This window comes from Clostridium sp. AF36-4, from assembly GCF_003435975.1.
Taxonomy (GTDB): domain Bacteria; phylum Bacillota; class Clostridia; order Lachnospirales; family Lachnospiraceae; genus Eubacterium_F.
The window spans coordinates 27,623-38,839 of the sequence record NZ_QTVH01000023.1; the positions used below are offsets into that span (position 1 = coordinate 27,623).

Below are 11,217 nucleotides of genomic sequence, written 5' to 3' on the forward strand. Positions count from 1 at the left end.
CATCCTAACAAAAGTATTTGCATATTTCCAAAAATCATGCGGAAAAAACTTCAATAAAATTTGTTCTCGGGTTCTGAATCGACAAAATCCGCTTTCCGGGCGTGATATGATAAAACCGTCGATTGAGAAAAAACAATAAAGGGAGGACAAGTCATGCAGTGGACAAGACCAAAAAGTGTTCGGCAGATTGGAGAGATTCCGGGGCGGGGAAGAATTTATATGGAAGATTATGTCATTCGTTTTGTAAAACGTCTGGCAGAGCAGAGTCATGGGATGGAAAAGGCAGCAGTGCTTTTGGGTACGAGCCTGATATGTGATGGGGAGAAAATTTACCAGATTTCAGGTGTTGTGGAAATTCATAATTTTGCAGGGCGGAGCGGTCCGAAACTTACCGATGAAGACTGGGATTACATTTATTCGGAAATGAAGGAAAATTTTACGGATTTGGAAATCGTTGGCTGGTTTTACAGTTGTCAGGGATTTTCTGTTAATCAAGCGAGTCAGCTTCTTCAGATGCATAAACTGAATTTTGAAAAACGGGATAAGGTTTTATATCTTTATGATGAGACAGACGGTGAAGATAGTTTCTTTTTGTATCGCAGCGGACAGTTGGAAAAACAAAAGGGTTACTATATTTATTATGAGAAAAATCCTGAGATGCTTCATTATATGGAGAGGGAAAATAACCGGCATGTTCATATTGTGGAGCAGGAAGATGACCGCGTGGTGAGAAATATTCGTGGTATTATGGAGGAAAAAGAAAAGTTTCGGACAAAGAAAAAACAGAAGGAAGTACATATGGGGTATGGCATAGCGGCAGTGACTGCATTGATTGTCGTGTTTGCATTTGTTGTACTGATGCAGAATCAGTCAGCACTCAATCAGGTGAAGCAGCAGTTGAATACAATCCAGACGATGAACCGGTCGCACCCGGCAAATCAGGACAAGACGATTGTAGAGACACAGAAAGCAAAGCTTACCCCGTGTCCATCAACGGTTCCACCAACACAGGGAAATACGTCGGTGCCGAGTGTTTCGCCAACGCCCGTACCTTCGGCGCCTGCGCAAAATGGCGTTGCACAATAATTCTTTTCTATGCTATAATATAAGTTACCGTAATCAGAGAAATTTTCGATTCGAGTACGAGCAAGAAGGGTAGAAAATGAAAGACTTTTTGAAAAATAAGCAGAAATGGATTGTGGGTCTGGTGATTCTGGGGCTGATGTTGGTTGCCGGTGGCTTTGGTGTGGCCTCTTATTTATATGGAAATCGGTGTTACCGTGGCTATGAAGTGAAAAACAAAGTGAACCGCAGCGACAGTAACAATGTGAATTACCGGTATCATAATGGAAATATTTTAAAATACAGCCGCAGTGGTATTAGTGAGATTAATAACGAAGGGAAAAGTTTGTGGAATGGCGGTTATGAAATGAAGCAGCCACAGGTGGACGTGTGTGGCGATTATGTGTCGGTTGCTGATGTGAGCGGGAAACAGTGTTATATTTATAACGGAAAAGATGAAGGCGTTACCGTTGAGACAAGTCTTCCGATTGTGCGCGCAAAAGTGGCACGACAGGGCGTTGTTGCGATTCTTCTGCAGGATAAGGATTCCAATGTTTTAAACATTTATAATCCGTACAGCAACGCAGAGAGTTTGTTGGTGGAAATTCCAACCAATGTTTCGGAGGAAGGATATCCGCTTGATTTTGATATTTCACCGGATGGGAAAAGTGTTGTCACTTCTTATATGATAGCAGGCAGCAGTGATTTTGAAACGAAAGTCAGCTTTTACAATTTTACGGAAGTTGGACAGGACAAAAATACATTGGTAGGCGGAAAGTCATTCGGAAACAAGATGATTGCCGATGTTGAATTTGTGTCGGATGATGAAGTGCTGGTTGCCCACGAAAAGGGGTATTCCATTTTTGGACAGATGAAACAGCCGGAAGTTGTTATGGAAAAAACATTTTCAGATTCAATTAAAAGCCTTGCTGTGGGAGATGATGCGTTAGCTTTTGTCCTGCAAAAAGAGGGAAATGCAAAAAAACAAACATTAAATTTGTATGATTTGTCCGGCAGGGAAAAAATGCAGCAGGACATTTCTTATGAATATGCAGATATGGAAATGTACGGGGATGAAATTATTTTTACGGGAAACCGTTCCTGCAATATTTTGAGAACCAATGGACACGACAAATTTGATTATCATTTTGAGCAGGAGATTGATGCGGTGTATCCGACATCAGACGGACAGGTTTATACGCTGATTGATTCATCGACGATACAGAAAATACGATTACAGACGAAATGAGAAAGGAAAAAACATGAGTACAACACTTGTGGAACTGATTGCCGCCGGAATCTTTTTGGTGTGCATACTGGATGGCATTCATAAGGGACTTTTATTAAAAGTGTTTTCGCTTTTGCGGATTATTGTGGTGCTTGCCCTTACAATGATTTTGGTGCCGGTTCTAAAACCGTTGTTTGCAGCAAATTCTGAAGTGCAAAGCGGTGCGGCGTATGTAATTGCGCTTCTTGTGGCAGTGATTGCGGTGGGGATTGTAGTCCGTGTGCTGAAATTAGTAGACCACATACCGGTGCTGAAAACCGTAAACCGGCTGGGAGGTGCCATTTTCGGTGCTTGTATCGGAATTGTTTTAATCTGGGTTTTGCTGGCAGTGATAGGAGCGTTTCAGGATGTAACGTGGTGCAGGGAGATTTCGGAGTGCGCAAAACAGAGTGAAATTCTTCGGACGATTCAGAAATTTGACCCGATGAGTTATGTATTGAAAAAAATTGATTTTCCGATGTTATTTTAATGGCAAATCAATGGAAATAACTGAAAAAAACGGCTTGACAAAGGGAAGTCCACACGATATAATGATTTAGCATGCGTTTCGTGTGGGCTTTTTTGTGTCCTCAAAAATAGGACAACTAGTTCCGCAGACCATGACAAATTAGATTACAGGAGGTGAAAATTAATGCCAACTTTTAACCAGTTAGTAAAGCAGGGTAGAAAATCGGTTGCTAAGAAATCCAATTCTCCAGCACTGCAGTCATCCTACAATTCTTTGAAGAAAAAGTCCGTTAATACGAGTTCTCCACAGAAGCGTGGTGTTTGTACTGTTGTTCGTACTGCTACTCCGAAGAAGCCTAACTCAGCACTTCGTAAGATTGCCAGAGTTCGTCTTTCCAACGGTATCGAGGTAACAAGTTATATTCCGGGTGAAGGTCACAACCTTCAGGAGCATAGCGTTGTTATGATTCGTGGTGGACGTGTTAAGGATCTTCCTGGTACCAGATACCACATTATCCGTGGTACATTGGATACCGCAGGTGTAGCTGATCGTAAGCAGGCTCGTTCTAAGTACGGTGCCAAGAAACCGAAAGCTGCAAAATAAGCTAATTTAAAAGTACCGGATTAATTTTTGCATCTTACTATATAAAAGTGAGCAAACTTTAAACTGGTGCGGACACAAGTCGTGAGTACCTGTGAATTAATTATTATTAAGGAGGGAAGTAACGTGCCACGTAAAGGACATATTCAGAAAAGAGACGTATTGGCTGATCCAGTTTACAAAAATAAGATTGTTACAAAACTGATTAACAACATTATGCTGGACGGTAAAAAGGGCGTTGCTCAGAAAATCGTATACGGTGCATTTGAGCAGGTAGCAGAGCAGACAGGTAAGGATGCTCTTGAAGTATTCGATGAAGCTATGAACAACGTAATGCCTGAACTCGAGGTCAAGGCTAGACGTATCGGTGGTTCCACTTATCAGGTTCCAATCGAGGTTCGTCCGGATCGTCGTCAGGCGCTGGCTCTTCGCTGGTTGACAACCTATTCTCGTGCGAGAGGGGAAAAGACCATGAAGGAGAGACTTGCCAATGAGATTATGGATGCTGCAAACAACACTGGCTCATCCGTAAAGAAAAAAGAAGATATGCACAAGATGGCAGAGGCAAACAAAGCCTTCGCACATTACCGCTGGTAATTCTTGTGCCACCTATTTTGGAAAAAGGAGGAACTGGCTTTGGCTGGAAGAGAATATCCACTTGAGCGTACCAGAAATATTGGTATTATGGCTCATATCGATGCCGGTAAGACAACACTTACAGAGCGTATTCTGTATTATACCGGTGTGAATTATAAAATCGGTGAGACTCATGATGGCGCTTCCACAATGGACTGGATGGAGCAGGAGCAGGAAAGAGGTATTACAATTACTTCTGCCGCTACTACCTGCCACTGGACTTTGGAAGATCATCACAAAGCTAAACCGGGTGCATTAGAGCACCGTATCAACATCATTGATACTCCTGGACACGTAGACTTTACTGTAGAGGTAGAGCGTTCACTGCGTGTACTGGATGGAGCTGTTGGTGTGTTTGATGCAAAAGCTGGTGTAGAACCTCAGTCTGAGAACGTTTGGCGTCAGGCTGACACTTACAATGTACCACGTATGGCATTCATCAACAAAATGGATAAGATGGGTGCAGACTTTTTTATGTCAGTACAGACGATTATTGATCGTTTGGGTAAAAATGCAATTCCTGTTCAGATTCCGATTGGTCAGGAAGACGATTTCGTCGGATTGGTTGATTTGTTTGAGATGGAAGCATACTACTATAAAGATGACAAGGGCGAGGATATCGAAATCACTGAGATTCCGGATGATTTGAAAGATCTTGCTCAAGAATGGCATGAAAACCTTGTTGAGAAAATCTGTGACTTGGATGATGATCTGATGATGCAGTATCTTGAAGGTGAAGAGCCATCCGTTGAAGATTTGAAGAAAGCTCTTCGTAAAGGAACAATCGCTTGTGAGGCTGTTCCGGTATACTGTGGTTCTGCTTACAAGAACAAAGGTGTACAGAAGATGTTAGATGGTGTTATCGAGTACATGCCTGCACCAACAGATATCCCTGATATCACTGGTACAGACGAAGATGGTAACGAAGTCGTTCGTAAATCTTCTGATGATGAGCCATTCGCAGCATTGGCATTTAAGATTATGACAGACCCATTTGTTGGTAAGCTGGCATTCTTCCGTGTGTATTCCGGTACATTGAACTCCGGTTCTTATGTACTCAATGCAACAAAAGGAAAGAAAGAGCGTGTCGGACGTATTTTGCAGATGCACGCAAATAAACGTAGTGAATTGGATAAAGTATATTCCGGAGATATCGCAGCAGCTGTTGGTTTCAAATTGACAACAACAGGTGATACTATCTGTGATGAGAAACATCCGGTTGTTCTGGAATCCATGGAATTCCCTGAACCGGTTATCGAGCTTGCTATCGAGCCGAAAACAAAGAACGATCAGGGTAAAATGGGTGAAGCTTTGGCAAAACTTGCTGAAGAAGATCCGACATTCCGTGCTCATACTGATCAGGAAACCGGTCAGACAATCATTGCCGGAATGGGTGAGCTTCACTTGGAAGTTATCGTAGACCGTCTGCTTCGTGAGTTCAACGTAGAAGCAAACGTAGGTGCTCCACAGGTTGCTTACAAAGAAACATTTACAAAAGAAGTCGAAATCGATTCGAAGTACGCAAAACAGTCTGGTGGTCGTGGTCAGTATGGTCACTGTCGTGTTCGTTTCACACCGATGGATCCAAACGGCGAGAACACTTACGAATTCGAGTCTACAGTCGTTGGTGGTGCTATTCCGAAGGAATACATTCCAGCTGTCGACGAAGGTATTCAGGAAGCTGCTCAGGCAGGTATCCTTGCCGGATTCCCGGTACTCGGTATTCATGCGAACTGTTATGATGGTTCTTACCATGAAGTCGATTCGAGTGAAATGGCATTCCACATCGCTGGTTCTATGGCATTCAAAGATGCTATGAAGAAAGGTGATGCAGTGCTGTTAGAGCCTATTATGAAGGTTGAAGTTACGATGCCTGAGGAATACATGGGTGACGTAATCGGAAGTCTGAACGCAAAACGTGGTCAGATTGAAGGTATGGACGATATCGGTGGTGGAAAGATTGTTCGCGCATTTGTTCCACTTGCTGAGATGTTCGGTTATTCAACAGAACTTCGTTCTACTACTCAGGGACGTGGTAACTACTCCATGTTCTTCGAGAAATACGAGAAATGTCCAAAGAACGTACAGGACAAAGTATTGGCACAGAAGAACGGATGAGAATGTTAATTCGTTAATGTAACAATTTTGGGGGGTTGCTTTTTTAGCAACTTTCCCATATAATTAAGCTATGTGTATATAGCAGATATTTCTAAATTAAAATTTAAAAAATGTTAGGAGGACGTTTAGAAATGGCTAAGGAAAAGTATGTAAGAAGTAAACCGCATTGTAACATTGGTACCATCGGTCACGTAGATCATGGTAAAACAACTTTGACAGCAGCAATCACAAAGGTACTTGCTGCAAGAGTATCCGGTAACGAAGCTACAGATTTCGAGAACATCGATAAGGCTCCAGAAGAAAGAGAACGTGGTATCACAATTTCTACTGCTCACGTTGAGTATGAGACAGAGAAGAGACATTACGCTCACGTTGACTGTCCGGGACATGCTGACTACGTTAAGAACATGATTACCGGTGCTGCTCAGATGGACGGCGCTATCCTTGTAGTAGCTGCTACTGACGGTGTTATGGCTCAGACAAAAGAGCACATCCTTTTGTCTCGTCAGGTAGGTGTACCATATATCGTTGTATTCTTGAACAAATGTGATATGGTAGACGACGAAGAGTTGATCGAACTCGTAGAGATGGAAGTAACAGAGCAGCTTGAGGAGTATGACTTCACAGATTGCCCAATCATCAAAGGTTCCGCTCTTGGCGCTTTGGAAGATCCAAACGGCAAATGGGGCGATGCTATCATGGAATTGATGAACACAATCGACGAGTATATTCCAGATCCAGAGCGTGACACAGATAAGCCATTCGTAATGCCTGTAGAGGACGTATTCTCTATCACAGGTCGTGGTACTGTTGCTACTGGTCGTGTAGAGGCTGGTACTCTTCACTTGAATGATGAAGTAGAAATCGTTGGTATCAAAGAAGAAACTCAGAAATCCGTTGTAACCGGTATCGAGATGTTCCACAAAGAGTTGGATGAAGCTCAGGCTGGTGATAACGCTGGTGTACTTCTTCGTGGTATCCAGAAGACAGACATCGAAAGAGGACAGGTTCTTTGTCAGCCGGGAACTCTTACATGTCATACAAAATTCACAGCTCAGGTTTACGTTTTGACTAAGGACGAGGGTGGACGTCATACTCCATTCTTCAACAACTATCGTCCACAGTTCTACTTCCGTACAACTGACGTAACAGGTGTTGTTCAACTTCCAGAAGGAACTGAAATGTGCATGCCTGGTGATAACGTAGAAATGACAATCGAATTGATTCACCCAATCGCTATGAGCCAGGGTCTTACATTCGCTATCCGCGAAGGTGGACGTACAGTAGGTTCAGGCCGTGTTGCTACAATCATCGAGTAATTTATAATTTAAAATTTTATATTTTAGATTGTATTCCGCAATCCTTGAGAAATCAGGGGTTGCGGTTTTTTGTATAAAAACTTTTTTAATAATGCATTTTTGGGAAAAGAATGGTAAACTGTTGTTTAATGGGCTTGCATGCTTGCAGAATAGCTCAACTATTTTTATGATTTGAAAAGAGGCAGAAGATGAATAACAAAACAACCAGAAACAGTTTCCTATTATTGGTAACGGCAGCCGTCTGGGGAGCTGCATTTGTGGCTCAGACAGTTGGTGGACAGACAATCGGAGTATATTCGTTTAATTGTGTCCGGTGCATTATCGGGGTACTGGTATTGATACCTGTCATGAAATTTTTAGATAAAAAAGATCTGTCACCAAGAAAACCAAAGACAAAGGAAGATTATAAACTGCTGATAAAAGGTGGAATCTGTTGTGGTGTGGCACTTTGTATTTCTACAAACCTGCAGCAGGTTGGAATTTTGATGGGAGCAAGTGCGGGAAAAGCAGGTTTCCTTACAGCGGTATATATTTTACTGGTGCCGATTCTCGGACTATTTTTACATAAGAAATGTGGGATAATATCTGGTTTGCAGTGGATATGCAGCATTCCATCTCAGGTATTAAGGCATGGGCGCAGGCCTTTTTATCATGTTCGGCATGGATTCCGATTTTGTATGCAGGAATTTTGTCCTATGGTGTGGGATATACGTTACAGATCATTGGACAAAATGGGCTTAATCCTACTGTGGCATCCTTAATTATGAGTTTAGAAGCTGTATTTTCAGCAGTATTTGGCTGGTTGATTCTTGGACAGAAGCTGAATGCAAAAGAGATGCTGGGCTGTTGTCTGATTTTTGCAGCAATCATTTTAGCGCAGCTGCCGGTACAGCGAAAAGCAAAATTAGCAGATGAAGTCATGGGGAGAACAGGAGTGAGTAAAAAATCGAAATATTTTTGGAAAAAGATTTTGATTTTAACATGGATGTTCAGTTTATTTCTTGGCATACTGGCAGGACCATGTGCGGTAGATGCAAAGAACCAAAAAGAGAAAAAAGAATATGGCGTATTTTTAAGCATTGATTCGTCTCAGATAAAAAAGTTATACGGATATAGGCTGGTGGTCATTGATGCACAGTATTTTTCTGCAAAAGATATCCGTACCCTGCACAAAAAAGGCGTAAAAGTATATACCTACTTAAATGTCGGTTCCATCGAGAATTTTCGCTATTATTATAAGAAATATGAATATCTTACAATCGGAAATTATGAGAACTGGGAAGAAGAAAAGTGGGTAGATGTTTCGAATAAGGACTGGCAGAAGTTTATGGGAAAACTGTCGAAGAAGCTGCTGAAAAAGGGGGTGGATGGTTTCTTTATTGACAACTGCGATGTCTACGATTATGCAAAGACAAAGAAAAATTTTAAAGGACTGGCCAAAATACTGAAAAATATCAAACGTCTTGGAAAAGGTGTCATGATCAATGGCGGAGATGTTTTTGTGACAAAGTACAGAAAAACATACGGATCGGCGAAAGATATCATGACTGCCGTTAATCAGGAATCTGTGTGGAGCAGTATTCGGTTTGAAACGAGCACGTTTGGAAAACAGCCAAAAGATGTACGCAAATATTTTTCCGATTATGTTCAAAAATGTAAAAAAGATAGAATGGAAGTCTATCTTTTAGAATACACGAAAGATAAAAAAACTGATCAGAAAAATTAAACAGTATTGCAGAAAAAATAAGTTTCACTATTATATATCGGATTCAATTGAATTGGATTAATAAACAAGTATCATTCATGATTTAATGGGAGGAGTTTGAAAATGGAACAAAAAGAAATAACAAAAACGAGGCTGATTATTTATGTGCTGATGGCTTACGGACTGACCTATCTGATGGGAATTCTGATGTGGTATGGCAGTACAAAGGGTTATGACCTTACGGTATTTCCGACAGCATAGATGATGTATCCGGCAGCGGGCGTGATCGTACTTGGTGTTGTATGGGGATTGTGGCATATCCCAGATGATCTGTTTTATTATACACAGACATCAGGAATACAGATGATTTTCGTACAGCAGATCACCTGTATTTCGCTTGGAATTTTTTTTGCGTATGCCTATATGAAAACGCAGAATATCTGGGTGCCGGTATGTCTGCATTATCTGAATAATAACCTGATACCGATCATCTCGGGAACACTTTCCGCAGATGTTCTGGAAAATCAGAATGTAAGCTGGAGGGATCTTCCGGTTGCAGTGGTGTTAAATGGATTGTGTTTTGGATTTTTCCTGCTTGCAGATGTATTTAAAAAGAAGGAAATTGAAAAAGAAAATTCGTGAATAAAAGCGCATGTAACGTAAAAACGAAAAGGTTTACGGTGCATGCGCTTTATTTATGACAATAGAATTCTGTGCTGTATATTTAATTGTTTTTCCATCTATGCATATTTCTATATCTCCCAGTGGCGTGGTCATTCAATTCTCCCATATCTAACATTTAAGGTATTTATCTTCTGCTACTTTAATTACTAGCGAATCGTATCTTCGCCTTTTAATTGTTTTTTATTTGCATACATGGCTGCATCTGCAATAGAACATATATGTTCAAAATCCTCGTCTGCATCCGGCGTGGCAAAACCAATGGCGCAGCAATAAAGAGTCTTAGAAAGCTCCCTCCGCATATGATCGATCAGAGCAGGAACATCATCTTTTGAAACCCGTGAACATAAGATCATAAACTCATCACCACCGGTTCGATACAGGTGGCATCCCCTCGGCAGTATATTTTGAATGCACGCTACAATCGTACACAAAGCCGTATCCCCGGCCGCATGGCCATTCTCGTCATTGAGCCTCTTCAGATCATTTAAATCAATGGAAATTACCGCTGTCAGACATTTGCTCTCCATTAAATGATCGGCATCCAGATAAAAATACCGACGGTTGAGCGCACGCGTAAGTGGATCCCGCTTGAACTGCTGTGTCGTCAAATACATATAATAAAATGCAATACTCACAGCTCCCGTGGTATTGATGAGTCCGTCATAACGGAAAAATGCCTCCAGAATGACAGCTATCGTGTTCGTCACCGCAATGAAAATTGCGATCAGCGATTCGTATGTATGCTCCGTCTTATATAACTTATTAGTCAGGATAACCAACAGAATTAAATAAAAACCGGAGGCAGCAAATGCCGAATATCCAAGTGGCCCCCGCACAAATTCATTCTTATCCGAGTAGGAAAAACAAACACCTGAAAATAACGCAGTGGGAGCGATCAACGTATTCAGAATTCCCGGAAGCGCAATAAATTTCTTAAACTTTTGTGACACTCTGTTACCACAGGAAAGAATGATCACAAAGCATATATTGATTGGTCTAAGCGCATATCCAATAATAGATACTGCCACACGCAGCGTTGTCGGATACGGAAGTGTCGCACACCAGTATTCTATACTGTCAACGATAACCAGACACAGTACTGAGCTTATCGCAATGGAAAACAACCGAATTACCTTTCTCTGAAATACAGGATTTACATTGACGAAAATCAGCATAAAAAAGGATATTAAGATCGTCGCAAAATTCAACTGTAAAAAATAATGAAACATAAACTTTTCCCCTTTTTATCTGTAAATATACAAATTGTACATTATTATAACACAGAAAAGGGAGAATGTCTATATAACTTGAGTTTCCGCAGTTTTATACACAAGTGCGTCATTTTCCATATGCAGTT

Annotated in this window: 12 protein-coding genes; 11 read left to right on the forward strand and 1 reads right to left on the reverse strand. The window is 41.3% G+C overall.

All coding sequences use genetic code 11. The annotated features are described in order from the left end of the window. Positions 1-153: 153 nt before the first annotated feature. From DW005_RS11020 to DW005_RS11065, 11 genes are all read left to right on the forward strand, one after another. Positions 154-1,086, forward strand: coding sequence for a hypothetical protein (locus DW005_RS11020; RefSeq protein WP_117479419.1), 933 nt, complete (start codon positions 154-156; stop codon positions 1,084-1,086). A 76-nt stretch (positions 1,087-1,162) separates the two neighbouring features. Beyond that, a complete protein-coding gene (locus DW005_RS11025) occupies positions 1,163-2,311 on the forward strand; it encodes a DUF5711 family protein (RefSeq protein WP_117479421.1) in 1,149 nt (382 codons plus the stop codon). Between the two features lie 13 nt (positions 2,312-2,324). After that, positions 2,325-2,819 (forward strand): CvpA family protein, encoded by a 495-nt coding sequence (locus DW005_RS11030; RefSeq protein WP_117479423.1) that lies wholly within the window; start codon positions 2,325-2,327, stop codon positions 2,817-2,819. 162 nt (positions 2,820-2,981) lie between these two features. Beyond that, on the forward strand, positions 2,982-3,401 hold the full coding sequence (gene rpsL, locus DW005_RS11035; protein WP_022376018.1) for a 30S ribosomal protein S12: 420 nt from the start codon (positions 2,982-2,984) through the stop codon (positions 3,399-3,401). Between the two features lie 123 nt (positions 3,402-3,524). Next, a complete protein-coding gene (gene rpsG / locus DW005_RS11040; RefSeq protein ID WP_022376019.1) occupies positions 3,525-3,995 on the forward strand; it encodes a 30S ribosomal protein S7 in 471 nt (156 codons plus the stop codon). Between the two features lie 39 nt (positions 3,996-4,034). Then, positions 4,035-6,152, forward strand: coding sequence for an elongation factor G (gene fusA, locus DW005_RS11045; protein WP_022376020.1), 2,118 nt, complete (start codon positions 4,035-4,037; stop codon positions 6,150-6,152). A gap of 131 nt (positions 6,153-6,283) precedes the next feature. Beyond that, complete coding sequence (gene tuf / locus DW005_RS11050) at positions 6,284-7,471, forward strand: elongation factor Tu (protein ID WP_117479425.1); 1,188 nt, start codon at positions 6,284-6,286, stop codon at positions 7,469-7,471. 188 nt (positions 7,472-7,659) lie between these two features. Further along, entirely contained in the window at positions 7,660-8,232 is a 573-nt protein-coding gene (locus tag DW005_RS11055) for a DMT family transporter (RefSeq protein WP_347461678.1), read from the forward strand. Continuing rightward, complete coding sequence (locus DW005_RS11060) at positions 8,172-9,197, forward strand: endo alpha-1,4 polygalactosaminidase (protein WP_347461680.1); 1,026 nt, start codon at positions 8,172-8,174, stop codon at positions 9,195-9,197. Before DW005_RS11055 ends, DW005_RS11060 begins: the two co-directional genes overlap by 61 nt. A gap of 102 nt (positions 9,198-9,299) precedes the next feature. After that, complete coding sequence (locus tag DW005_RS14230) at positions 9,300-9,437, forward strand: hypothetical protein (RefSeq protein ID WP_242989437.1); 138 nt, start codon at positions 9,300-9,302, stop codon at positions 9,435-9,437. After that, a complete protein-coding gene (locus DW005_RS11065) occupies positions 9,438-9,818 on the forward strand; it encodes a CPBP family intramembrane glutamic endopeptidase (RefSeq protein ID WP_242989439.1) in 381 nt (126 codons plus the stop codon). It begins immediately after the preceding gene. A 188-nt stretch (positions 9,819-10,006) separates the two neighbouring features. On the opposite strand, the gene DW005_RS11070 is transcribed toward DW005_RS11065, so the two are convergent. After that, complete coding sequence (locus DW005_RS11070) at positions 10,007-11,089, reverse strand: GGDEF domain-containing protein (RefSeq protein ID WP_117479426.1); 1,083 nt, start codon at positions 11,087-11,089, stop codon at positions 10,007-10,009. Between the last annotated feature and the right edge of the window lie 128 nt (positions 11,090-11,217).

Bases quoted from the DNA above. Each gene is read 5' to 3' on its own strand.
- DW005_RS11020 (WP_117479419.1), top strand. From the start codon at position 154: ATGCAGTGGACAAGACCAAAAAGTGTTCGGCAGATTGGAGAGATTCCG.
- DW005_RS11025 (WP_117479421.1), top strand. From the start codon at position 1,163: ATGAAAGACTTTTTGAAAAATAAGCAGAAATGGATTGTGGGTCTGGTG.
- DW005_RS11030 (WP_117479423.1), top strand. From the start codon at position 2,325: ATGAGTACAACACTTGTGGAACTGATTGCCGCCGGAATCTTTTTGGTG.
- rpsL (WP_022376018.1), top strand. From the start codon at position 2,982: ATGCCAACTTTTAACCAGTTAGTAAAGCAGGGTAGAAAATCGGTTGCT.
- tuf (WP_117479425.1), top strand. From the start codon at position 6,284: ATGGCTAAGGAAAAGTATGTAAGAAGTAAACCGCATTGTAACATTGGT.
- DW005_RS11055 (WP_347461678.1), top strand. From the start codon at position 7,660: ATGAATAACAAAACAACCAGAAACAGTTTCCTATTATTGGTAACGGCA.
- DW005_RS14230 (WP_242989437.1), top strand. From the start codon at position 9,300: ATGGAACAAAAAGAAATAACAAAAACGAGGCTGATTATTTATGTGCTG.
- DW005_RS11065 (WP_242989439.1), top strand. From the start codon at position 9,438: ATGATGTATCCGGCAGCGGGCGTGATCGTACTTGGTGTTGTATGGGGA.
- DW005_RS11070 (WP_117479426.1), bottom strand. From the start codon at position 11,089: ATGTTTCATTATTTTTTACAGTTGAATTTTGCGACGATCTTAATATCC.